Origin of the sequence: Methanoplanus endosymbiosus (assembly GCF_024662215.1) — an archaeon.
In the GTDB taxonomy this organism is placed as follows: Archaea; Halobacteriota; Methanomicrobia; order Methanomicrobiales; family Methanomicrobiaceae; genus Methanoplanus; species Methanoplanus endosymbiosus.
This window is the reverse complement of record NZ_CP096115.1, coordinates 2,882,992-2,907,954: the sequence shown is the minus strand read 5'-3', so window position 1 is coordinate 2,907,954 and position 24,963 is coordinate 2,882,992. Positions and strand designations below refer to the sequence as shown.

Annotated in this window: 22 protein-coding genes; 9 read left to right on the top strand and 13 right to left on the bottom strand. The window is 42.2% G+C overall.

What is annotated here, in order from left to right; all coding sequences use genetic code 11:
• The first annotated feature begins 9 nt into the window (after nt 1–9).
• Entirely contained in the window at nt 10–462 is a 453-nt protein-coding gene (locus L6E24_RS13590) for a chemotaxis protein CheW (RefSeq protein WP_257742491.1), read from the top strand.
• A gap of 222 nt (nt 463–684) precedes the next feature.
• Here L6E24_RS13590 and L6E24_RS13585 read toward each other — a convergent pair whose 3' ends face one another.
• Together L6E24_RS13585 and tes are read right to left on the bottom strand one after the other, a co-directional pair.
• On the bottom strand, nt 685–1,482 hold the full coding sequence (locus L6E24_RS13585) for an ATP-grasp domain-containing protein (RefSeq protein ID WP_257742490.1): 798 nt from the start codon (nt 1,480–1,482) through the stop codon (nt 685–687).
• A gap of 17 nt (nt 1,483–1,499) precedes the next feature.
• Nucleotides 1,500–2,990 (bottom strand): tetraether lipid synthase Tes, encoded by a 1,491-nt coding sequence (gene tes, locus L6E24_RS13580; protein ID WP_257742489.1) that lies wholly within the window; start codon nt 2,988–2,990, stop codon nt 1,500–1,502.
• Between the two features lie 254 nt (nt 2,991–3,244).
• Here tes and L6E24_RS13575 point away from each other — a divergent pair, with 254 nt between their 5' ends.
• The 3 genes from L6E24_RS13575 to purD are packed head-to-tail and all read left to right on the top strand — an operon-like array spanning nt 3,245 to nt 5,570.
• Nucleotides 3,245–3,736, top strand: coding sequence for a CDP-2,3-bis-(O-geranylgeranyl)-sn-glycerol synthase (locus tag L6E24_RS13575; RefSeq protein ID WP_257742488.1), 492 nt, complete (start codon nt 3,245–3,247; stop codon nt 3,734–3,736).
• Nucleotides 3,730–4,242, top strand: a complete 513-nt coding sequence (gene pyrE, locus L6E24_RS13570) for an orotate phosphoribosyltransferase (RefSeq protein ID WP_257742487.1) — start codon at nt 3,730–3,732, stop codon at nt 4,240–4,242. The genes L6E24_RS13575 and pyrE overlap by 7 nt, the downstream gene beginning before the upstream one ends.
• Before the next feature lie 32 nt (nt 4,243–4,274).
• Nucleotides 4,275–5,570 (top strand): phosphoribosylamine--glycine ligase, encoded by a 1,296-nt coding sequence (purD, locus tag L6E24_RS13565; RefSeq protein WP_257742486.1) that lies wholly within the window; start codon nt 4,275–4,277, stop codon nt 5,568–5,570.
• 102 nt (nt 5,571–5,672) lie between these two features.
• On the opposite strand, the gene L6E24_RS13560 is transcribed toward purD, so the two are convergent.
• The 3 genes from L6E24_RS13560 to L6E24_RS13550 form a co-directional block, all read right to left on the bottom strand.
• Nucleotides 5,673–5,951, bottom strand: a complete 279-nt coding sequence (locus L6E24_RS13560; RefSeq protein WP_257742485.1) for a hypothetical protein — start codon at nt 5,949–5,951, stop codon at nt 5,673–5,675.
• A gap of 125 nt (nt 5,952–6,076) precedes the next feature.
• Nucleotides 6,077–6,316 (bottom strand): hypothetical protein, encoded by a 240-nt coding sequence (locus tag L6E24_RS13555; protein WP_257742484.1) that lies wholly within the window; start codon nt 6,314–6,316, stop codon nt 6,077–6,079.
• A 9-nt stretch (nt 6,317–6,325) separates the two neighbouring features.
• A complete protein-coding gene (locus tag L6E24_RS13550) occupies nt 6,326–7,819 on the bottom strand; it encodes a methanogenesis marker 14 protein (RefSeq protein WP_257742483.1) in 1,494 nt (497 codons plus the stop codon).
• A 319-nt stretch (nt 7,820–8,138) separates the two neighbouring features.
• Here L6E24_RS13550 and L6E24_RS13545 point away from each other — a divergent pair, with 319 nt between their 5' ends.
• Nucleotides 8,139–8,555 carry a pyridoxamine 5'-phosphate oxidase family protein gene (locus L6E24_RS13545; protein ID WP_257742482.1) on the top strand — a complete coding sequence of 139 codons (417 nt, stop codon included), beginning with the start codon at nt 8,139–8,141 and terminating at the stop codon, nt 8,553–8,555.
• A gap of 270 nt (nt 8,556–8,825) precedes the next feature.
• Here L6E24_RS13545 and L6E24_RS13540 read toward each other — a convergent pair whose 3' ends face one another.
• The gene (locus L6E24_RS13540; protein WP_257742481.1) at nt 8,826–10,016 is read right to left on the bottom strand and encodes an argininosuccinate synthase; all 1,191 of its coding nucleotides are present in this window, start codon (nt 10,014–10,016) and stop codon (nt 8,826–8,828) included.
• A 285-nt stretch (nt 10,017–10,301) separates the two neighbouring features.
• Here L6E24_RS13540 and L6E24_RS13535 point away from each other — a divergent pair, with 285 nt between their 5' ends.
• Both L6E24_RS13535 and L6E24_RS13530 read left to right on the top strand, forming a co-directional pair.
• A complete protein-coding gene (locus tag L6E24_RS13535; RefSeq protein WP_257742480.1) occupies nt 10,302–10,883 on the top strand; it encodes a nucleotidyltransferase domain-containing protein in 582 nt (193 codons plus the stop codon).
• Nucleotide 10,884: 1 nt separating this feature from the next.
• Complete coding sequence (locus L6E24_RS13530) at nt 10,885–11,346, top strand: HEPN domain-containing protein (protein WP_257742479.1); 462 nt, start codon at nt 10,885–10,887, stop codon at nt 11,344–11,346.
• A gap of 57 nt (nt 11,347–11,403) precedes the next feature.
• Here the strand turns inward: L6E24_RS13530 and L6E24_RS13525 are convergent, their stop codons facing one another.
• The 4 genes from L6E24_RS13525 to L6E24_RS13510 all read right to left on the bottom strand — a co-directional run bounded on the left by L6E24_RS13525 (nt 11,404) and on the right by L6E24_RS13510 (nt 14,377).
• A complete protein-coding gene (locus L6E24_RS13525; protein ID WP_257742478.1) occupies nt 11,404–12,726 on the bottom strand; it encodes an NCS2 family permease in 1,323 nt (440 codons plus the stop codon).
• Nucleotides 12,727–12,819: 93 nt separating this feature from the next.
• On the bottom strand, nt 12,820–13,440 hold the full coding sequence (locus L6E24_RS13520) for a 2'-5' RNA ligase family protein (RefSeq protein ID WP_257742477.1): 621 nt from the start codon (nt 13,438–13,440) through the stop codon (nt 12,820–12,822).
• Nucleotides 13,441–13,565: 125 nt separating this feature from the next.
• Nucleotides 13,566–14,099: a ferredoxin-thioredoxin reductase catalytic domain-containing protein gene (locus tag L6E24_RS13515; RefSeq protein WP_257742476.1), complete on the bottom strand. Its 534-nt coding sequence runs from the start codon at nt 14,097–14,099 to the stop codon at nt 13,566–13,568.
• Nucleotides 14,096–14,377 carry a glutaredoxin family protein gene (locus L6E24_RS13510; protein WP_257742475.1) on the bottom strand — a complete coding sequence of 94 codons (282 nt, stop codon included), beginning with the start codon at nt 14,375–14,377 and terminating at the stop codon, nt 14,096–14,098. Before L6E24_RS13510 ends, L6E24_RS13515 begins: the two co-directional genes overlap by 4 nt.
• Before the next feature lie 191 nt (nt 14,378–14,568).
• On the opposite strand from L6E24_RS13510, the gene ftsA reads away from it, so the two are divergent.
• Nucleotides 14,569–15,915 carry a coenzyme F390 synthetase gene (gene ftsA / locus L6E24_RS13505; RefSeq protein WP_257742474.1) on the top strand — a complete coding sequence of 449 codons (1,347 nt, stop codon included), beginning with the start codon at nt 14,569–14,571 and terminating at the stop codon, nt 15,913–15,915.
• A 450-nt stretch (nt 15,916–16,365) separates the two neighbouring features.
• Nucleotides 16,366–18,012 carry a hypothetical protein gene (locus L6E24_RS13500; RefSeq protein ID WP_257742473.1) on the top strand — a complete coding sequence of 549 codons (1,647 nt, stop codon included), beginning with the start codon at nt 16,366–16,368 and terminating at the stop codon, nt 18,010–18,012.
• Between the two features lie 419 nt (nt 18,013–18,431).
• Here L6E24_RS13500 and L6E24_RS13495 read toward each other — a convergent pair whose 3' ends face one another.
• The 3 genes from L6E24_RS13495 to L6E24_RS13485 all read right to left on the bottom strand — a co-directional run bounded on the left by L6E24_RS13495 (nt 18,432) and on the right by L6E24_RS13485 (nt 24,960).
• Entirely contained in the window at nt 18,432–19,697 is a 1,266-nt protein-coding gene (locus L6E24_RS13495; protein WP_257742472.1) for a hypothetical protein, read from the bottom strand.
• Between the two features lie 166 nt (nt 19,698–19,863).
• Entirely contained in the window at nt 19,864–24,012 is a 4,149-nt protein-coding gene (locus tag L6E24_RS13490) for a PKD domain-containing protein (RefSeq protein ID WP_257742471.1), read from the bottom strand.
• A gap of 144 nt (nt 24,013–24,156) precedes the next feature.
• On the bottom strand, nt 24,157–24,960 hold the full coding sequence (locus tag L6E24_RS13485) for a hypothetical protein (protein ID WP_257742470.1): 804 nt from the start codon (nt 24,958–24,960) through the stop codon (nt 24,157–24,159).
• Between the last annotated feature and the right edge of the window lie 3 nt (nt 24,961–24,963).

Genomic DNA, 24,963 nt, shown 5'->3' with positions numbered 1-24,963 from the left:
AGAGATAATATGATGATTGATGTTGTACAGTTTGAGATATCAGGCGTTCACTACGCCCTTGATATCCACATTGCAAGGGAGATAGTAGAGATGATGCCAATAACTCCGGTTCCGAGAGCACCGGCGCATATTGCCGGCATCATCAATCTCAGGGGGGAGATTACCAATATTCTCAATCTTAATCAGCTTATGGGCCTGCCTGTTGGAGATAAAGCAGAAAACCAGAAAATTATTGTTCTTGTTGCTGATGCGGCAAACGGCTCAAATGTAGGACTGATAGTTGATGACGTACAGAGCGTCCTTCAGATATCCGAAGATGATGTTGACCAGATGGACGAAACAATGTCAAGAGAGGCTTATGTAAAGGGCATTATTAAAATAGGTAAGGAAGAGAACGGAACAAAAGATCTGGTAATCTGGATTGATATCGCAAAGATTCTTTCAGACACATTAGTACAGTAATAATTAAAAAACTCCAAAAAAACCATAAAATTCCGGAATACAACCAAATAATATTTTTTTTTCAGCAACTGCCAGAGAAAGGATAACAGATAAACTGACACTGTCTGAAAAATCTGACTGTGCAGACAAATTCTCAGATTTATCACTGGTGAGCAAAAAGAGTCACCCATGAGCAGCTGCTCACAGATGGCAGATGAAACACAAAATGCTTCATCATGAAAATTAAGATTTTAATTCGTTCTCCTGTTCAGTCAGATATTCTGCGAGATAATCCCAGATAGGCGCGCCCATGCAGTGCCAGTTTGGCGTGCCGTTCACCTCAAGAACAGTATAAGAATTACCATAATCTAAAAGATCAACACCGCAGTAGTCAATGCCAACCGACAGGGCAGCCTGTGAAGCAATATCAGCCATATCCTCTGGGATATCAACGACAGGTACGCCTGACCCGCCCTGATGAATATTATGCGCAAAGGTGTCAGACTCCCTTTTAATAGCACCAACAGCCCTGCCATTAATTACAAAAACCCGGTAATCACAGATATTTTCGATAAACTCCTGGATATAATACGGTGATTCTCCCAGCATGGAAATGTCATCCATCGGATAAATTCCATTGCCGTCATAGCCATAAACCGGCTTATATACAACCTTCTTCTGCTCCCTCAGGAATTCCTCCACCTTCTCCACCGAATCGGTAAATATCGTCTCAGGAGTTGGCACATTATCACGCAGAAGCCTTGCAGTAGTCTGTGCCTTATTGGCGCATATGGCAATTGCCTCCGGAGAATTGACAACCCTGTTTCTAAGACTCAGTGCAGAAATCGCATCAAAATGAATTCCGGTCTGCTTAATCCCGCATACCCAGATGAGATCATTCTCTATCTCACCGGAAAATAAGTCAATGCTGTCAAGATCAAGGTATGAAAAATCCACACCCCGCTTTTTAAGGGCATCTGCTACCATGCCGGTAGAATTGTCATCCGGCGTATCAGTGGGTTTTTTAACAATGCGTATCATGTGAAAAAAGTGTTAATTCAGTCTAATGACTCAATTTGATCAGGGTTTTCAATAGGCTTTGAAAACTTCTTCCATACCTGCTCCCGAAATACAGGGCCTGAATTATAGGTGCAGAACGGTATCAGGCGGCCATCAGGGGTTGCATAATGGATACAGCACCTCTGTACACGGGCAAGGTCGTAATTATAATTGTCCATGAAGTGCATGGTCCCGATAAAGAGGGCGTTCCAGTGGAAGTCCTTTAGTGCATCAAAATCATGCTTAATAAGTGCCTGATACAGCATCTTCCAGAACTCACCGGTCTTTCCGGATTCACTTGATTTTACAGAGTGATGAAGGCCTTTAATTCCCTCTGCAAGAGTTTTGTATTTATTTATTGTCCTTTTATCACCAAGTTTTTCTGCCATCTCAGTCATGACTCTGAAGAATTCATCGACATTTATCATCCTGTTCACCGGAGAAAGTCCGTCTTCGGTTACAAAGGCATATGTGGCTGCACCGCAGTGCTGATGAGCTGTGAAGGTGAACTGCGGCTTTCCGGAGTATGATTCAATAAGCTCTGAAATAGGAACCACGCATGGAACCGGATAGAAATAATCCTTTTTGAGCTTTCCTTCAGTCTGAACCTCTATTCTGTCAAGAAGATCGGGAATAGTAACCCTCTCCTTTACAACATCATCTTCTGAAGCAGCGCCTGTAAATGCCACAGGCTGGAAATTTACGCCTCTTATAACATCAATATGCTCAGCCGCAAATTTTATTATATCTCCTACCTGATGGTCATTCATGCCATTGATGACAGTCGGCACAAGAACAATACCCTGACCAATCTCAGAACAGTTGTCAACAACCTTTCTGCTGATATTGATCATAGGGTTGGTATCCTTTGTAACACCATCAAAATGAAGATATATTGTGGACAATCCGGCAAGCTTTAACTCTTTTAACAGCTCTTTGTTGCGTGAAAGAATTACACCATTTGTTGCAAGCTGTATCTGCTTAAAACCTAAGTCGCGTGCTTTTTTAACAATCTCAACAAGATCATCACGCATTGTCGGCTCTCCGCCTGCAAACTGCACAGCCGGTGCAGGAAGAGGTTTCTGCGCCCTGAGCATTGTAAGCATATCAACAATCTGTTCAAATGTGGGTTCATAAACATACCCACACGCCCTTGCATTGGCAAAGCAGAATTCACAGTTTAAGTTGCACCTGTTTGTCAGGTCAATGTTTGCGAGCAGTGTGGATGATTTATGATTATTACAAAGCCCGCAGGCCGTATTGCACTCCTCAGGAGCCGCTATTCTCTGTGGGTTGTCAACACCTCTGCCAATATACTCAAACTGGTCATATCTTTTATACATCTCCGCATCTGACCAGTATAAATTTTTAAATCTGCCATGTTCAGGACATGTACGGACGATCCATACCTTACCGTCATCTTCAATAATTTCAGCCGGAAGAATTGCACCGCATTCCGGACAGAGTCCTTTTGTAACTTTCAGCACCATGTTGATCTCACAAGTATTATCATATTTATAAGGATTATTCCCACTTATATCCTTTTTTTCATTAATTTTTCTATACCTTATATTTATGGCAATGATACCTTAACTAAATTCATATTGAATTTAATTTCAAAATTGGCTATTCTTATTAAATCGTTATATTATTTATTTTAATAAAGCTTTATATTAGCATATTGTCATTAATTGATTTCATTTATCAGGATATTTTAACAGCACTTTTCATTGCTATGTGGATTATGCTTCCTGCATATATCCCGAATTCAGCCGCGGCAGTATTCGGGGGCGGAAGACCCATAGATTCGGGGAAGAACTTTTCTGACGGAAGAAGGCTTTTTGGAGACGGAAAAACGTGGCGTGGCCTTATTGGTGGTGTATTCTGCGGGATAGTCATCGGGCTGATTCAGATATACCTTCAGGGAGTCTTTGATTTTCAGATACATACTGTTCTCTCTGTAGTGCTCCTCTCAGCGGGCGCACTGCTTGGTGACCTTGTTAAAAGTTTTTTTAAGAGAAGGCTGAACAAAAAAAGCGGGGAAGAGTGGCTTATTGCAGATCAGTATGACCTTGTTGCAGGAGCCATGGTGCTTCTGTTAATCTTTGATCTTCAGTGGATATTAGCAAATATTACTCCGGTTGTCTTCATCTGGATATTAATAGCCACACCTCTGCTGCATAGAATTACAAATATTGCAGGATATATGATAGGAGTAAAGGATGTTCCATGGTAAACAAAATTGCAGAAATTCTGATTGAACACGGCGCGATTGAATTCGGAGAATTCACCCTGGCCTCAGGCGCAAAGAGTTCATATTACATTGATATAAAAACAGCGTGCACAAAACCGGCACTGCTCTCTCAGATAGGAGAGGCAATCTCAGAAAAATTTGAATTCGATGTCGTTGCAGGTGTCGCAGTAGGCGCTGTGCCAATCGCAGTTGCGGCATCACTCTCATCAGGCAGGCCGTTTTGCATAATCAGAAAAGAAGAGAAAGAATACGGGCTTTCCGGAAATATCATCGGAGATGTCAGAGGTAAGAATGTCCTTTTAGTCGAGGACGTAACAACATCAGGCGGGAGTGTAATTTACGGCATAAATTCACTCAAAGATGCAGGTGCCAATATTGATACCGTGGTATGTGTGGTGGACCGTGAACAGGGAGCTGAGAAGAGACTTGCAGTGGAAGGTGTAACATTAAAACCACTTGCCTCTGTCTCCGAACTTTTAAGTAAATAAGACATATTTTTGTTTAGCAGGATGGAAATAATATGGCTATGAAGATTCTTGTTGTTGGCGGAGGCGGAAGAGAGCATGCAATTGCAGAGGCACTCTCGCGAAATGGTAACTGCGAATTATATGCTGTTATGGGGAAGAAAAACCCAGGCATTGCAAAGCTCTGCAAAAAATATCTGATAAACAGTGAGACAGATATCAATGCCGCAGCTGAATTTGCATATAATAATAGTATTGAGTATGCAGTAATCGGCCCGGAAGCACCCCTTGAAGCTGGAATTTCAGACCTGCTTGAGGAGAAAGGGATAGCCTGTATCGGCCCGTCAAGGATGGCAGCAAGGCTTGAGACAGACAAGGCTTTCTGCCGGAATATGATGGAGAAGCACGGCGTTGCCGGGTGTCCTCTGTACAGGGTATTTCATGACGCAGAAGAGGCTGCTCTTTTTATCCGGAGTTATGACGGCGATCTTGCTGTAAAACCTATTGGACTTACCGGCGGAAAGGGCGTAAAAATAATGGGTGAGCATTTCGATGCAGAAGGCGCGATAGAATATATAACAGAGATCGGCGGAGATGTTGTCCTTGAAGAGCGCCTAATCGGAGAGGAGTTCACACTTATGGCCTTTGTGGACGGTACCCACATAGTGCCTATGCCTCTGGTGCAGGATCATAAGAGGGCATTTGCTGGTGATGTCGGCCCGAATACGGGAGGTATGGGATCATATACAATGCCGGATCATATGATGCCCTTTGTCACAGAAGAGGATTATGATAAAGCACTTGCCATAATGGAGGATGTTGTGGCATCCCTCAGAAGTGAAGATGTGATCTACCGTGGTATGCTGTACGGCCAGTTTATGAATACATCAGAAGGGCCGAAAGTCATTGAATTTAATGCACGGTTTGGCGATCCTGAGGCAATGAATCTGTTAACCCTGCTTTCATCGGACTTATGTGATATTGTCAGAAAAATTGCGGAAGGCAGACTCTCACAGTCAGATGTAATGTTTGAAAATAAAGCAACAGTATGCAAATATCTTGTGCCGGAAGGCTATCCGGATTCACCAAATCCCGGAGATTTAATCACAATAAAGGATGCCGGAGAGGCATTTTCATATTATGCCAATGTTACTGAAGAGGATAATAATCTCTATACGCAGACCTCAAGGACACTTGCATTTGTCGGTATGGCAGATACCTTAACAGAGGCAGAGAAGATTGCAGAAGAGGCGGCAGCATCGGTAGAGGGAAATATCAGATACAGAACGGATATCGGCACACAGGAAGTCCTCGATAAAAGAATTGCCCATATGAAAGAGATCAGACAATAGAATCCATCCGGAAATAATCATTCTATATTTTTCCGGCATAAAATTATAGATGTGCATCCCCTTCAGGATCAGCTCAGAACCGGTTTAAAAGTAATTTCAGAATTAATAACCAAGTATTGAACTGAAATCCAGAATATTCACATCATCTTTTTTAGCGGATTCAATATGTTCTATCATCTCTTCGATGATCTCACACTCATTTCTGGGCTGAGCTCCGGCAAGTATATCATCAAGCATCCGGTCCTGAAATATCTTATGCTGAAGTCTTATATCCTTATATCCGACAACTGCAACAAAAGAGTTGCATCTGCTGTCAAAAGTTATGGACAGGATATTTTCAGAATTGACGTATGAATTTTCGAGTGTTTTAAGCCAGACCATTATTAGAAAATACCTGTGAATTATTTAAGTCTCTTTTGGTTTGGCTTTGGTTATCCGGAAAACCGGTAAAAAAAACATTTAAAATTAATTAAAAATTATTACAGGCCATTGAGACCCGGGCAATGTTATTCAGCTATAAACTTTTCAAGTTCAGAGAGCATATAAGCCTGGACCTGCTCTGCTGTATCCCTTGTGCACCGGAATGCTAAAAGCTCCCTTATATCTCCGTCCATATTTGCAAATTTCATCATACGTTTCCTGTTTACAATCTCAACCTCAAATCTGTCGGTGATATCGTAAATAACTGATCTTGGTACTCCCGGTGGGATTAAAACATCAAAATACTCTGTTTTTTCTTCTACCATATTATATACCTACTTTCCTATCTTCATACGCCTCTTCATGATGCACGGCCCGCCTCTGACACCACCCATCGGATTATTAGGTTTCCCGATTGAGGACATACATCTGCCCATAAGTGCTGCGCCTCTTGCAAGGCCGTCATCAACAAATAAGACGTGATCATAAGGGTCACTGTAAATTCCCCTCTCTTCGATCCCGTCCATAATAATTTGTGGTTTCTTACCGGATATAGCCGCCCTTCCGGTAAAGCCGATTGAAGAGTTTTCAGGGACAAGTTTATTCTCTGCCGCAACATCAATGAGCCTGAGCGCCATATTAGCGCAGACATGATCAACAACCTCAGTCAGAATGCAGGAGTTATGTTTTGTGTAGATCTCACTGCCGATCTCCTTTAGTCTGTCAGCCATACTGAAGTTTTCTCCGGCATCGCACCCAATCATTGCAATTTTAGACTCCATTGCAATATCGGCTCTCACCGGAACTTTGCCAAATCTCTCCCTCTCCGGAGGGACAATTCTGATGTCAATTATGTCATGGATCATCTCTTCATAATCTGACACAATGGTATTCTTCTTTTTGGAGAGCGCACACTTTATGCTCTTATCGCCAAAGAGATCGAGTGCTGTTCCGGTATGGTCATTCACCTTACCTGTGCCTCTGACAATCGCATCCGGAATCGCACCTGCAAGCCCGCAGAAATTCCCGATAGTCATGGCAAAAGGATATTCGGCATTGGCAGCAACATCACTGGTTATCCTGCCGTCAAGTGTTGTCCCAAAGTCTATTGATATACAGGGATTTCTGAAATCAACCTCAGTCCACTTTGCACCCTCCTTAATGCCGGCCATTGCAAGTTCCCCTTCCATCTCATTTGCAACCATTTCAACACCGGAAGAACCAATAGGCGGGGACACTCCTGCAACTGTACCGCAGAATGTCAGCTTGTCAGCAAAACTGAACTTCCTGAGCCTTGGCGGGAGATTATCAATGCCCATTGGCGGAGTCATCTTCTTTGGAGGCACTCCTGCTTCAAGGCAGCCGTTGGCCAGAGCAATGACAAAATCACCGACCTGATCGGGTGAGTCCATTGCCGCAACCACACCTGTGCTTCTGACAACAAAATCAAGATCCTCTTTGATTGAGAGGCCGGCCTCCTTATGGCAGCGGATCAATGTATCTTTAACAAGGTCAGTGACTGACTCCCTTGTAATGGGTGTTCCGACAAGTGTCTCACCAAAGATCTCCTCTCCGGGTTTTGGCGGCCTTACATCACGGGACATGCTGACCGTTTTATTGATGATATATGAACGTCCGGTCTCAAGGTTTGTTCCGATCAGTATGCATTTTGTTGTGGTATTGCCCATTTCAACAGAGGCAACGATGTAATATGGCTTGCTTTTGTATTCCGGAAAGTTCATTCCAGCACCCTGTCCCATGGTAGGAGGTTTTGGGCTTTCCACTATATGGGGGGATTTCTTCTTTTTAAAAAATGAAAAAGCACACATAATAATAATCGATTGCCTTTTAGATGAATTAAACTTTTTTCTATGACTCCCCCGGAAAAAATACGCAGAATTTTTGCAGGATATGATAATTGTTCAGGAAACAGGCAGGATTTATTTCCGGAAAAATAAATGTCCGGTTTACAGAGGCATAACTGAAAGAAAGAGACAGAAGTCACTCATGAGCCGGTTGGCCCGCAGATGATGGATGAAACAGAGCACTGATTCTAAAAGCTGCTGTCAGTCATCAGCCACGCTCTCAGCGCCACATTTATTAATCATATAAAAAATAATATCTGGAAGTATTAAGGAGGAACTGAATTTGGTAAAACTTAGCGAAGATATGAAAGAGGTGTACAGGAAGAATATGGAGAAGCTCTTTGCCGTTCCCATGGCAACCACATCAGCAGAAGGTGTGCCCAATGTTGCGCCTATGGCATCTGTCTGGCTTGAGGATGATGAGACCTTCTGGATTGGGGACAATTTCATGGTAAAGACTCTCAATAACCTTAAGGCAAATCCAAAAGTGGCATTGTACTTCTGGAACCCTGAAAACAAGAGATGCCTTCAGGTTAAGGGCGATGCTGAGATTAAAACAGAAGGCCCGGATTATGAAGCCGCAAGAAAGAGAATCAAGGATGCAAAACCACAGATGCCGGCAAAATCACTGATTGTCATTAAGATTACAGAAGTCTTTGAGTGCACCCCCGGAAAAGTTGCCGGGCAGAAACTGCTCTGAAACCAGAGGGCCGGAAAATATATCCGGAAATTCAGAACATTAACCTTTTTTTTCACTCTCTTAACACCGGATAATTTCCGGATGGCTGATAATATGAATTAATCTGAGAGATCGGAGAAGCAGCATTATCTGAACAGAGAGAAAAATTTCATCGTCCGGAAAATACCACTTATTCCGGCTGTAATCCCCGAAATTTTCTCATGATTTCTCTCCGGAAATCTCCGGGTTTGAATAAAACGGCCGAACTGCCGATGTTATGCTTAAAAAAGATTAATTGTTTTTTCTGAGATTTTTGCTCAGTCTTGCCTGGAACCCATAGAATGCAGAGAATCCTTCTGAATCCTTCTGATCCAGTGTTGTGCTGTCAAATGAGACAAGATCATCAGAATATAACGCATCAGGTGAACTTCTGCCTGCAACTGTGACTGAACTCTTGTATAAGATGAGGTCAACTTTTCCATTGACCCTCTCCTGTGTTTTGTCAACAAATGCTGTCAGCGCTTCAAAGAGTGGTTCATGAATCAAACCCATATATCCAAGTTCTGACCATTTTTCGTCCACTGCTGCTTTAAATGACAATTCCTGGCGGCTGAGAACGAGGCGCTCAAGATCACTGTGCGCCTTTAAAAGGACAGTTGCCGCAGGGTGTTCATAGACCTCGCGTGCTTTAAGCCCAAGAATCCGGTCCTCAACCATATCATTCCTGCCAACACCGTTTCTGCCGGCAATCCGGTTGAGTTCCTCAATAAGCTCAATGCCTTTCATCCTTCTGCCGTTAATTGATACCGGAATTCCCTTCTCAAACTCAATTGAGATCTCTTCCGGAGTGTCAGGTGCTTCCTCTGCGGAGACTGTCCAGCCATAGATGTCATTTGGAGGATGGAAGGATGGATCTTCAAGTTTTCCGCCTTCAATGCTTCTGCTCCAGCAGTTCTCATCAATTGAATATGGCTTCTCCTTCACTACCGGAACAGGTATATTGTGCTTATCGGCGTACTCCATCTCCCATTCACGAGTGAGATTCATCTCACGCATAGGTGCAATGACCTCAAGGCCGGACATTCTGAAGATGAAATCAAACCTTAACTGGTCATTGCCCTTGCCTGTGCAGCCGTGGGCAACCGTGAGTGCACCTTCTGACTTTGCGATTTTAACAATCTCTTCGGCAATGAGCGGCCTTGCGAGGGCAGTGCCCATTGGGTAGCCTTCGTATGAACCGTTTGCTTTAATTGTCGGAAAGAGCTGTGTCTCCACAAATTTTTCCTTAATGTCTATTGTATAGTGCTTATCAGCGATCAGTTCGCCTTTTTTTGTGGCACTGATTATATCCTCAGCCGGCTGGCCGACATCGACAGCTACTGTGACAACCTCGTCGTACCCATATTGCTCTTTTAAAAGAGGTACGCATATTGATGTGTCAAGACCGCCTGAGAATGCAAGAACAACTTTTCCTTTACCCATTATAATGTCTCCTGACTCTTTTATGCCCCGCTTCCGGACATTTAACAGAATAATAATCTCCGGCAGATAATGCCGGAATTATGACAGTTAAGGGGCATAAAGGATCTATTTTCTGTCCGGTAAAAATCCAGATAATTATTGTATTTCAAAAGATTAAATTCTATTCTTAAGTATTATCTCTTCCCGTCCGGAAAAACTCCGGAATAGACAGGCAGCAGTTCACACCGGAGATATGCGCCCGGACCGCCGGATATTTATGCGAATATCGTCTATTTAATTATACATATGTCTGATTCATTAAACATAACCGGAAATATTCTGAAGGTGATGGCACTCTTTACTGAAGGTTATGACAGACAGCTGTACATACGGGAGGTATGCGGACTTCTGCCCATCACACACGGCACTGCATATAATATTCTGACACTTCTGGAGAAGAGAGGGATTCTGGAGTCGGTTATGAGGGGAAAGATAAGGATTTTCACCCTCAAAAGAAATAATCAGGCGCAGCACTACTGTGCCCTTGCCGAGAGTTATAAAAGGGTTATATTCTCAGAAGAATTTCCGGAGGCAGACGGGATAATATGCAGAATTAATCCATACCTCTTCGGCCCGTCAGCACTCTTCGGGAGTTATGCAAAGAGAAGTCCTGACGAAAGTTCTGACATTGACATCTTTGTCGCAGGAGATTATGACAGACGGGAGATAATGAAAATTTCACGAATCTTTGGCATAAGAATTGAGGTGAAGGCATATCCGGTCGATCTCTTCACTGAAATTAAAAGGGATGACCCTTTAATTAAAGAGGTATATAAATCACATATCCTGATAAAATGCCAGGATTTCTTTATAAGGGAGGCTTTTTAAGATGGATACAATACTCTGGTGCAAAAAGAATAAAAACGGCCTTAAAATAATCAGTCCAAACAGCAATCTCTCAGAAGCATATTTCCTTAAGGCTGAGGATGCCCTCTCTGCAATGGAATCGGTCACATCTGCGGACTGGAAGTTCTCCACCGGATATTATGCCATGTACTATGCCCTTTATGCAATACTTGTCAAAGCCGGAATTGAGAGTGAGATTCATACCTGCACCATTGAGTGTATGAGGGCTTTCTTCTCAGATTATTTTTCAGAGCATGATACTGAAGCGATGGAGAGAGCCAAGGAACTTAGAATTGATGCCCAGTATTATGTCCCGGAGAGAGCACGTGGCAAAGATATCGCATGGATTATACGTGCCGCACCTGAATTTGTCCTGAAATGCGAAAGAATCAGCCGGATGATAAAAAACAGTGATATTGAGAGGATCAGAAAGACAATTGCATGACTTTCCGGTTTCCGGAACATATCAGATATAATATGCCGCACATAGCACCTCTTATTTTTAGTATGGGTAGAATATAAAAAATAACAGACAGAATACAAAAAATATCCAGGTCAGTTTTGGGATCTCTGCATATCTTCCGGATGCAACCTTAAATAATGGATACAATACAAATCCGCTGCAAAGGCCAACCCCAATATTATATGTGAAGCTTAAGAGGACAATCACAGAGAGGGCAGGTATCATCTCGGTATAATCGCTGAAATTGATCTTTTTTATGGGCGATAACATCATCAGGCCGACCATAACCATTGCAGGGCCGGTTGCTGCGGCAGGTATGGCAGAGAAGAGAGGTGAGAGGAAGAGTCCGATTCCAAAAAGGCCTGCGACAACAACTGCCACAAGGCCGGTTCTTCCTCCGGCAGCAATCCCGGCAGCAGATTCCATAAAGACACCGCTTGTTGTTGTACCTGATATTCCGGCTATGACACTTGCGATGCCGTCCGCAAGAAAGGGTTTTTCAATCTCAGGGAGATTTCCTTCATCGTCAAGAAAACCAGCCTGCTCGGAGACTCCGATGATACCGCCCATGGTGTCAAGAAAGTCCATGGTAAACATGGTCAGAACAACGGCAAAAAATCCCCAGGTAAAAACACCAATAATATCAAGCTGAAGAAAAATCGGAGATATATCCGGGGGCATGCTGAATACAGCCTCCGGCGGAGTAAAGATACCGGCAGAAAAACCAATGAATGAAGTGACAAGAATCCCGATAAGAATGGCACCGCTGACATTGCGAACGTAAAGTACGGCAATTAAGATGAAACCAAATATTGCCAGCATGACAACCGGATCGCCCAGATTGCCGACATGAACAGGGGCGCTCTCAGTGCCGGGTTCCACAATTCCGGAATTAACAAGCCCGACAAAGGTGATAAAAAGCCCGATTCCGGCTGCAAAACTGTACTTGAGACTCTCAGGCACAGCCTCACACATGAGTTTTCTGCCGCCCACCAGAGTCAGTGCCGTAAGCATTATTCCGCTTACAAATACAGCACCGATTGCTGTCTGCCAGGGATAGCCAAGAATACCACAGACAGTGTATGCCACAAAGGCATTCTCACCCATGTATGGTGCAATGGCGAACGGGCGGTTTGCATAAACACCCATTATCAGGGTGCCTGCAACTGCCGTAATTATGGTCGCAACCATTGAAGGGCCGAACGGAATTCCGGCGGCCATGAGTATTGCAGGATTTACAACGATAATGTACGCCATCGTCATAAAAGTGGCAATACCTGCAAAGAACTCTCTTCTGATGGTTGTTCCTGATTCATTAAGTCTGAAAAACTTTATGATGTGATTTTGTAAACCGGAAAACATTCGGGATATTATTTACGGAGTTAAAGTAAAAGAAATTGTTTAAATATGATCCGGAATTCCGGCAGGGAAATTCCGCCTGCCTCACGACTGGATTCAGGAAATAATTTCAGCAAGAATTTTCCTGCATGTGCAGTGGTTGCCAAGGTGGCATATGGCAATCCTTCTGCATATGAACTCTTCCGGCATTTCAGGGAGATCTTTCAGCCTGCTGATATCACCGTGGCCTATGGTGATATGCGGCGAGAAGTTATCTTTGGTAGAATTATTCAGGTATGAACCGGAGTAACCGGTAGTAAATTCAGTAATCTCCTCAGATCTGTTATTATAAACCATATCACGGCTGACACCTTTAAGATATTTTCCGGCAGAAGCTGCAATTTCATTCTGAAGATTAAGGATATTACTGTCCCTTGTAATATCTGCACCTGAGACTGCTGTGCCGGAGTCGGTCTCTATAACTGCAAAGCCTGAAAATGATGCACTGTATGGAAGAAACCGGCCTGAAAATACTGAAATTGCCTCTTTTAACGGCTCAATATCATCATAACTGATGCCACCCATAAGCAGTGAGATATGCGGCAGGCAGTCATCCGGATTTAACTGAATGGACCTGTCGCCGGAATTTTCAGTCAGTCTCTGATTATAATGAATAATTCTCTCTGAAATCTCATCCGGAGGCAGGAGAACTATATCAATTGCAATGTTTTCTGTCATAATATTTACACCAAGAATCAGTACAGAATGACATCCGGCATTATTTATAAATAGCCCTGCCCCCGGCAGTTATCCGGAAAAGTGCAGGGAAATACCGGATAACTTCGGGATGAACTGCCCTGCACTCAGCCTATGAATTTCTCAAACCTCTCTTCCGTTGCTCCGCATATAGGGCATTTTTCCGGCGGAGAATTCCTTGCAGCGAGATAGCCGCAGACTCTGCATCTGAATACCGGACATTTTAACTTCAGCTCTGCCGGGAATGCCCGGATATCTCCGGGTTTAATCTCACCTTCTGCCTCTATTTCCTGTAATCTTCTGTCAGGAATTATACTGACACCCATTTTTCCGGCAGCTACATCCTCTGAGACATAAAGACCACAATAGCAGCATCCATACTCGCCGACATCCCCATCGCGATAATCGCATGGACAGATAATATCCAGATTATCTTCTTTAGGTCCTGTTACAAGGCGGCAGGGGCATGCTTCATATCCATATCGTTCCTTATTAATCAGCAGACTGTTTATCAGTTCCATAGTAAACTCTCTGTCAGGATTAAGGCTGTATCCGACCTTTTCTGCCTTTGATCTCACTTCATTAAATTTCCGGATAAGATCAGGACTGCTGCCGGAATTTTCATCAGAATTACCATTCATAAACAAAGCGCCTCTGATATTTCATCCAGCCTTGATCCGACTATGACCTTCTCACCGTTAATTATTATTGTCGGAAAAGAACCAGCCGGATTGAACCTCTTAACTTCCTCATAAATCTCATAGATCTTCTTCTCCTCAAGAAGATCAACAAAGATATAATCAAATGCAATGCCTGAACTTTTCAAAAATTCCTTTGTCTTTTTGCAGTGAATACAGGTGCTTAAGGCATATAGTTTTACATCTCCTGCATCCTTCCCGTCAACATGAATCCATTCCATTTTTCTTCACCTCATCAATGCCAGAATTATATCTTAAAAATAAATAAACTGATCACCTTCGATTATTACCATTGAGGTATTTTTCCGGAAAATAACTGCCACAATAATCTGTACACCATTTCTCATCTGTGGAATTCAAAAACACAGCCATAATTATTTATGGATTAAAATCAATCCCTCAATGATGGATTATGGCTTTTTTTAATGAAGATATTGAGACAATGCCGAGGGCAGACCTGGACATTCTCATTGATGAGAGGGTAAGAAATACTGTGAGATATGCTGCTGAAAATTCATTATTCTACAAAAAATGGTTTTCTGAACATAATATTGATCCACTTTCAATAAAGGAGCATGAAGATTTAAGAGAACTTCCAATCATCACCGGAGATATAATCAGACAAAATCAGCCGCCCGTAACTCCCCACTTTAATTTTAAAAGTGTAAGCTGCCGGGATGTATATACCATTAATGAGACCAGCGGGACAAGCGGAATCCCTAAGTCCTTTTTTTTAACATGGGATGACTGGAAGAGATATTCTGAGAAATATGCCCGGATTTTTGTATCATATGGCCTTGAAAGGGGAGACAGAGTTGCAATATGCGCATCCTACGGCATGAATATCGGTGCCAGTGCGATGACGGTGGCCGCAAAAAAGATCGGCCTGACTATAATTCCGGAAGGAAAATGCACATTCCCGATAAGGGTCATTGAGAGCTATAAACCTACAGCCATTGTCGGCAGTGTCTTTAAGCTGATCCGGCTTGCAAAGAGAATGGAGGCAGCAGGGCTTGACCCGAAAAATTCCGGCATAAGAAAACTGATTGTCGGAGGGGAGAGTTTTGCACCGGAATCAAGGGCATACCTTGACAGTCTGTGGGGCTTTGACACCTGCAATTCATATGGAAGCACTGAAGGGACAATGTGCGGGGAGTGCACTGAAAGAAGCGGGCTGCATGTTGCTGAAGATCTCATTCACCTTGATCTCTATGACCAGACTCTGAACAGTTTTGTCCCGGACGGAAAAGAGGGAAAGATTGTCATCACAACTCTTGTGCCGCAGGGTGAAAAAGCCGGAACAGTGCTCATAAATTACAATACTGATGACATTACAGCTGTTACATCAAGAGATCTCTGTTCATGCGGAAGAACCCATATGAGGATAAATAACCCAAAGAGGGATGCAGAAAATTATTACATATACAGTGTTCCGGTCAACAGGATTAATATTGAAGCTGCTGTTTTTTATCCGGAAAATATGCAGGATCTGACAGGGGAGTATGAAGCCTTCATCTACAGCGGTGAAGATCCGGATGAGACAATACTGCGTGTATCTATGGAATGTGAGGATGTGGGCAGATGTGACCGTAGGCTGATTAAAGATAATTTCACTGAAAAATTCCTGAAGGAAGTTCCGGATTTAAAACTACAGTATGAAGAAGGTCTCTTAAAGATCGCATTCAGGTTTACTGAAAAAGGCGGTCTTGAGTTATACCGGCTTAAGGCCCGGCCAAAGAGAATTGTTGACAGAAGATAAAAGACCCGCACAATTATTAGAACAATGCCAGTTATTAAGTAACATAACATACACATTAAAGATGATCTGATAGTCCAGAATCTAATTTAAGAGAATTTCTGGAAAATCCATAAATAGCATAAATGAGGGATCTGTCTGAAGAAAGAATTCCGAAAATCAGGAGATGCAGGCTTTTTTTCAGGCATCAAGGGATATACAACAGTTATAAATACGGAAAAAGAGGCCGCTGAAGTAACAGCAGCAGCCCCGGCTGTAGAGAAGGTAACAGAAGTACCTGAAGTAACAGCAGTAGCTCAGGCTGTAGAAAAAGTAGCAGAAGTACCTGAAGTAACAGCAGCCCCGGCTGTAGAGAAGGTAACAGAAGTCCCAAAAGCAATAGTATCAGTTCCGGCTATAAAGATACACGGTATTGACTACAGAATAATACTTTTTGGTGCGCTTCTGCTGATTATGCTTGCCATATCCGCATCAGGAACGATATTTGGAGACAATTCTGATGAGCCAGAGGCAACAGACGTACTTCCGCAGGACAACAGTCCAATAGCAGAGGCAGCAGACAACTCCACAATAACCAGGATTTCATCTGCTAAAGGAGTAGCAGACAGATTCAATCTGATTTATGAAAGACCGGAAGAGAGCATAAAAAATTCGGTTGAAACAGATGCCATAGTGTACAATAATACCTTTGCAGCTACAGTAGCATCATCTCTGACCTATGAAAGGGACAGTTATCTTGGCCCCGGCAAATATGCAGAAAATTTCAGCATAAAAGTGATTGACCTAATCCCCGATACCGAGATAATCAATACAGAATATCTCGGGCACGAAAAGGGAATAATTATAGATGTCAATTACAACAGCGGAGACTTAAACACCCTTCAAAACACCATCTGGACATACGAGGTAGACGCAACTCAAATATTCACCGATATATTTGAAAGTGATTACAGTAATGATGTCGCATTCCTCTTCATTTCATTTACTGACACCAGTGGAAGAGAAGGAGATGTTGTCTTTAAGATGGTAGCAGAAGATGCAATGGAGTTCTCCGAATACCCCAAACCCGGATATTACGTAGAAGCTGAAGAATGGACTGACTTTAACATCAGCGCAGATACAGGGATAAAAAATTATGAAGACCCTGCAACTAAATTTGAATTTACTAATAAAAGGGATTACTCAGATAAAGTAGAGGTTCTGAATAATATCTATACCAAAGAGGAAGTAAAAAGTTATATTGCCGAAACTTCCAAGAGCCTCAGTGATATGGCATTTAAGATTATGGATTATGCAAATGATAAGGACTGGCAGAATGTAGGCAAATATTCAGAGGCCATGACTGATAGCATTTCTGAACATAAGACTAAATTAAATGAAGGGATAATGGATGATGAATCTCTTTATTCAACAATAGAAAATGCAACAGATGCATATGAAATATACAAAACAGCGGCTATGAACTTCTGGTATGGCTCATATTATTATGATTCAACGAGGATTATTGAAGGGGTGATGGCATTTCAGGATGCTGTTGCAGCTATGAATGCTGTCAATGAGGAACTTGAAATAGAAGATATTGTCGATGAGGAGCGTCTCTTCTCAATTCCGGTTCCGGAGATGCTTCCAAAATCATATAAACTGACTGAAAGCTACGTGTACAGGGACAGTTCCGGTACAAATGATATATCAATAAAAATTGAAGATTTCAAGACGGTATTTTCATACTATACAAAATCCATAACGGAAGACGGTCCGCTTGTTAAGGCAGATTATGGGAAGAAATTCTTCGTAGTTACTGTGGACATAACCCATATGGGATATCGTGGTGGAGGCACTGACAATGTCAGGACACCTTCCAAATCTGTATTTAAGCTGAACTGGAACAACCAGATATATACAGATTCAACGCCTTCTGATTATATTGTAAATATGGGCATTCCCTACAGTACGAAATCACTTGGCAGAAGGGAGCATTTTGAATCTGTTCTCCTCTTTGAAGTGCCGGAAGAGTTCTATGAAGAGAGAGCCTATATTGAGGTCAACCTTGGCGGTACATGGGGCAAACCGACATGGGACTTTGAGATGCTTGGAAGTTGAGGATAAACACTTCCACATCATAATATTATTTTAGCAAATATTCTTTTTCCCCGGAAATCTGACAGGCATGCAATAACTTTACATTCATTGTCACTCTTTGACCATTGAGTATGATGAGCTTTTATTGTATATTCCGGCTGAATTGAACATTAATTCCGTTTGATCCTGAACACCTCAATCCAACAGGGTAAAACAATGCGTCAACCCCGGTTTGCTTTTTGGGCATTTTTAAACCGGCGGTGACAGGAGCGGATAAATATCCGGAGGAGATCGCTGCAATAAATAATACGCACTGACCATTTACACTGACAGCAGATATGTGTAAAAAATCATTAAAAGTGATCCAGTGAAATCACCGGAATCGGTAGCTGCTGTTTAGTGATATAACGTCTAAAAAATAGTGAAAATTATCTATTGAATTAATCCCTTCTTCCGGTCAGGAGAAGAATTCCGGCAAGAATACCTATAAATGCAGGTATCAGTGCAGCTGACATGCCTGATGCCTGAGTGGGCGATTCCTGCTGACCGGAATAATCTGAACTTCCTGACTGCCCCGTAGTGCCACCGGAAGATGTCTGGCCGCCATCACCGATTATGACAAGAGCATACTGTCCCGTTGTGTCAATATCAGTTTTGACTGCATTTCCGCTGATCACTGAAGGCATTATTGTCCAGTCATTTCCGGTATATTTTACTAAAAACGGACGAAGAACTGATGCCTGTGAGGATATGCTCTCATTCATCCTGATTGTCAGTGTAGCATCCGGGCTGAACTTTGCAGATGAAGGTGAAATTATGTATCCTTCAGAGACTGCCTGCCAGTCAGACGGAATCTCTTTTGGAGTTACTTTTGTGATAAACACCTGCTCAGGCACAGCGCCGGAGATTGCATCCTCCCTGAAGAATACCGTTGCAATGCCATCCATGGATGATGCCTCGTCTGTATTAACTGTTGTTTCAGTTGGTTCTGCTGTTGCAGATGAGGTTGCTTCTGATGTCGGTTCATCATCTGATGAATCACGTGATGAATCAGAAGATCCACCTGAGGAAGGAACTGCTGTCGGTGTTGCTGTCACAGGAGGCTCTCCAATAATTATCTCTTTTCCTGTAACCTCCGAACCGTCAACGAATATGTATATCCAGGCACTTCCGCTCTCAATTCCGGAAAGACCAAAACTTATAGAGCCGCTGGTTGGACCTGTTTTTATTCCTTCAAGCTGCAGGGAGATGTCAATGTTCTGATTATCTTCATCTGTTTCACCGAAAACTCTCAGTGCTTCGATGCTTCCTGCACCTAAATTGTCAAGACCCTGTGAGAAGTCCACAATTTTATCGTCACCTGCAATATACTCAATACTTTTAATTGAACCTCCGGAGGTAGCCTTCAGTCCGGCACTGTTCACCGGTTCTGCCTGGACATATACTTCCGGGTCTGACATTGAGAAAGGAACATTTACATTGGTAGCTTCAAACTGAAATGAGGTCTCATTTCCTATACCAATTACAGACTGCATTCTAAGAGCAAAAGTGCTGTTATCATTTAGGTCCTGAAAACTTATTGTGACCGTATCCCCTTCATCAATATAATCAGGGCTGACTGAAACTGACACAGCGGACGCAATTCCTGTAATCATAACAAGGAGCAGAATTATTCCGCAGAATATGGATTTTTTAAATTTATTCATAGTCATTTCTCTCAATTAGGTAATTAATTATAATATCTTTAAACTTTTATCTAAACATATCGCTGTATCAGTTGGAGCTGTCTGAACTACGGATTAAATTTCCGGAATACAGATCAATAAAATAAAACTAAAAAAGAAAAAAAGTTGAGTTTAATTTTGTTTTAAATCAGCTGTTAGAACCGCCGATCTTACCTTCCCTGTAGAGGTAGAAGACAGCACCTGCGACAGCTATGATTACTACAATAAGTAATACCCATATCCATCCGGGCATTCCTTCACCAGCAGCTGGTGTTTCCTCACCGGCTGGTGTGACGGCTCCTGTAGGCTGTTCTGTCGGTACAACCTCTGCTCCCGGAACTACCGGTGCAGACGTTCCTCCGACTGCCATGAGTGCATAGTAGGTGAAGTGCTCTACTTCTCCTATAACCTCACGGGTGTTTGGATTTATGTATGTCGGAACTTCAACCCAACTCTTAGAACCTTCATCATAATATCTTACAGAGAAGACCTGGCCCGGATTGAGGGCATTGAACTGTGCTTCTGTAAGTTCAAACTTGATGTCGATTGAAGGTGCAAATGTTGCTCCTGCCGGCAGACAATCATAGACGAAGTCGCCGAACTTGTAGAGTGCACCGCTGGTTCCCGGAGTTGCTCCGGCTGAAGACTGTGTTATTGAAACTTCAGAGAGCGCTCTTCCGTTTGAATCAAGTGCCTGAACACCGTTTGAGAGGAGAAGCTGTGCTCCGCCGTCAGCTGAAATAACTTCGAAATTACCTTCGACCTGACCAAGTGAATCTGTGATCAGTTCTGCTGAACCAACAGATTCATAGGACGGGACTGTCGGGCCAAATCCGCCGGAGTAGCCACCGCCGGATGTGCCGCCGCCGGATGGGCTTGGAGGCACCGGAGCCGGTGTTGGTGATGGAATTGCAGATACTGCAACCATTGCAAATGCTGAGAAGCCGTCAGGTGAATATGCTCTGAATTTCATATCACCGGATGGAGTCAGACCGAGGTAGGTCGTCGCAAGGAACTGGCAGGTTCCGTTGTCAGCCTCCCTCATGATGGTTATAGCACTTGTTCCGCCATTCGCATTGACCCATGCCGGACTTGCGGTAAAGGTCAGATAGGAATCTGATATCTTATCAGTTGCTGTCAGGTTTTTCTTTACAATATATACTGAATACGCGATTGAATTTATGTTGTATCCCGCATTCGTTGCTACTACACTGAATTTAGTTTTTGCAGCATCACTGGTTCTGTTGTAAACTGAAATGTCAAACACTGCATTTGGATTATAACCGGGCATTGTACCGTTGAATGTAAATGTTGCATTACCAACAGTTCCGCCAATTATAGTTGTAACCGGAGCACCTTCAAAGCTGACACCCGTTACGTTACCAATCCAGTTTCCGCTGGAGGGGTCCCAGGTAAGCAAATCTATCGTGATTGTCACATTTATGCCAGCGTTATTCAGAATAATAGTGTTACCGACTTTTGTACCGTTTGAAGCAGTCTGATTAAATGTAAGCTGCTGTTTCCCGCTAACTTCTTTAACTGATGTACCTGGGTCCCTTAAAGTTACATTCTCTTCCTTATCCGGCTTTACCGGAGGTAAATCAAGTACGGTGATATAGTTAGTACGTGTTAATGTATCACTTAAAGCTCCGTTTTTGACAGTCAGAGTTACAGAGTAAGTTCCAATCTTTACGTATTTGTGTGTCGGATTCGGAAGTGTAGAAGTATTACCGTCACCAAAGTTCCAGTTCCATTCACTGGCATGAGTTGACGCATCTGTAAATACTATTTCCTGATTAACATATCCATTCAGAGGTGTTGCTGTGAAGTTTGCAACCGGAGGTGCCACTGATAGTGTCACTGTTGTTTCGTTAAATGATGTTACATTGCCGTCATTCTCAACCATCATGTATAGACGGTAATTTCCGGCCAGCAGTCCTGATGTCGGGACATTCAGTATATTTGTTGCACTGTTTTTGCCTGCATAGTTAAAGTAGCCTTTTGAGACCCAGAAATTGGCTCTTTCACTTGGCTTAATGAATGTCTGGTTGTTATCAGCAACAAGATATGCCGATTCAAGTGATGAAGTACTCAGTGTCGTTAAATTGACTGTCATATTACCTGTGTAGGTAGTCGGATCAATTTTAACAAGCGCTGCTGTCATTGCATCACCTGTAATTGTGGAACTGACAGTTATGTCTTCTCCAAGATAATGCGGACCACTGGATGAAGTTAAAACTCCTGCCTGCTGTTCAATGACAAACGGAGTTCCTGAAAGAACAGAGAACCGGTTATTGTCCATACATATAGCAAGCATCATGAACTCTCCTTCTCCAAGATAGTTCACTGTAAGGGGTTTATCTTTAATTGATGTAGCTGTGGCTGTATTAAATCCGGATGAGAGATCAAAGGAATTTGCCACGATTGTTTCGGCCATATCTCCACTTATCACATTGATAGTACCATAAGCAGTATGTGACTTCACTAACGTACCATTATCATCAACTGCAAAGACCTCATAGCCATACTCCCATTCACCAGAAACTGCATTTTTACTTCCTCCATATAATCCAATTACATTCTTATCAAGTGCCTGCATCAACTGAGAACTAGTCATTGATTTCGCACCGGAAGGATCATTTAGAATGCTTTTAACAAGAGAACTGTTGGTCTTTGCAACCAATATAACAGCTTTCTGAATATAAGGCATCTGAACATTGAAGTTAAATGTTCCTGTAGGCCCCTGATAAATATCAACTTTCTCCGGAAGTGAACCGGCAATGATTGGATCATCCTTACGATCATCAAGTGTTACATTACTTCCGCCTGTAACTGTCTTATCAAATTCACCAAGAGTCGGAGCGGTAATCTGATCATTTGGTCCGCTCAATGCGAAAACATTTGCATTGGTAAACACATCATACATCGAGAGAGTTGAGAGATCAATTCCTGCAAACTTTCCAAGACTTGAATCATTGAAATACGCAAGATAATCGTTGTAAATATGGAAAGAAGCACTTGTATTTACATTTCCGGCAAGGTCATTTGCGTATGCCATATCGTTTTTGTTACCATATGTCATCTCAATTGGAATAATTCCAACCGAACTCTTAGAAGTGTTGTAAACCGTATCTATCCAGACTTTATCAAGATTCGCATCCTCTGCAGTATAATAAAATGTCAGATCCTCATTTGCCTCCGGGAATCCATCCCCGTCTGAGTCCTGTATTTTAGTAACTGTCACAATTGGAGGAGTAGTATCCTTTGTAAAAGTGACTGTTGCTGATTTTTCAGGAAATGGATCAAGTGAACTTGTTCCGTTTACAACGATCTCATGTAAACCGTCAGCAAGTACACCGTATTTAGTATAATTAAGTGTGATTCCACCATCTGTTGCAGTACTTGTTGGATCGAAATCACATGAAGCAGTGACATTTACACCATCGATGAACATCCTAACAGTTGTCTTTGTAACCTTTACAAATCCTGCTGCAAGAACCGGATTTGTAGCATTTGAGTAAGAACCATCCGCAGGAGTTTCCGGCGAGATAGTAATACCGGCCTGCGCTACATTGACATAATGTGTGCTGTTACCTTCGTTTCCGGAGTTATCCTCTGCACTTACAAAGACCGGAACATCTTGGCCAAGAGGGACATTGGATATTGTTGCAGTCACCATAAACCCATTGTCAATGGGCGTAGTAATCGGTGGTGCTGTTGCATTACCTCCCACGGTAACTACAATCGTGGACTCATCAACACCACCAACATCAGTAATGTTTGCAGTGACAGTTATATCCTGACCAACCACAGCACTATTTAATGGAGAAGTAATGTTTACTTCCGGAGGAATGACATCATTGGTCGTAAAGGTTCCATCTACAAGAGTATATTGGCCTTTAACATTGGTGGGTACACCATTTTCCTCAATAACAAACCTATCACCATAGGAAGGGTCAACTGAAATAGCTGTTGACGATCCATCATGAACTTTTGCGTTACATGTAAACTTCATGACAGAATTATTCCCACTTAGATAATAATCTGACTTGAGTCCATAGTTGGAAACAATATAATAACCATTCTCCGCAGGTGCATTTAATAAAGGATTTTGCTGATTGTAATCATTTCCCCATCCAGTACTCTCAAAATCCAAATTGGTCACATTCATAACCGATTTATCCCAGATAATCTTAACCACATATGAGCTCAATAACTCTGAATTATTGAAAGAGAGATAAATCTCAGCACCAGCATCTCCTGTAGCCGAAGAAACCTGCAATTCCTTACCTGCCATTGCATTACTTCCCAATATGGCAGAAAAGACGAATAGTAGAGTTATAACAAATTTCAATCGTCGATTATACATCATTTAAATCACCATAATTTTATACCAATATGTATCTTTACCTATTATTAAATACTATCACTAATAATTATCTCAGTTTTCCTTTATAATGATAAGTGATATTATTAAGCCAACCAACATTAAGATAATATCAATTGGACTTTCATTTTTCGCTTTTCCTTCACTTTGTTCCTGATTTACTGAAATCTCAGAACCATTATCCGGAACACCATCCCCAGTGATAACTTCCAAATCAATTAATTCAGAGTTGCTGACATCAACATTTTCATTCTGATTATCATCCCTTATTTCTTCATCCATCGGAGTTTCCGTTGGAACAGATGTTAATGCCTTTTCATCAGCAAATTGACTTTCCTGATTATAATCATCATAATACTCCTGATTTGTTGAAGGATTTGATGCTACTATTTCCTTACTCCCCGGAGCAACATATCCTGATGAAGAAGGATAAGGAACTGGCGTTGGTGTTACAGTATACTTAATTTCAACCGAAGGGTTTGTAACCTCAATACTCTTCCCATTATTGTCAAATAATTCTCGAATAATTATTTCAATATTATCTGAACCCACATATTCCAAAGATGCCAGATTATTAGATGCTGGAGTACCAATGGAATACGCTGCAATTATTGCATATCCATCATCATTCTGGATATTTATAGCACCAGCATATGGTGATAGTGGTTCAAGACTGACAATTTTAGTATCCTCCGTAAAGTTCAGCTGAATAGTATAAGCTGCAACATTATTATTTCCCTCAGACTGAAAACTCAGATAATAATTACCATTATCACTGCTAATTTCAACAGAACTCCCGGCTACCGGACCTACAAAAAAGGCAATAAGAAATAATAAATATATATATTTTTTATCCATATC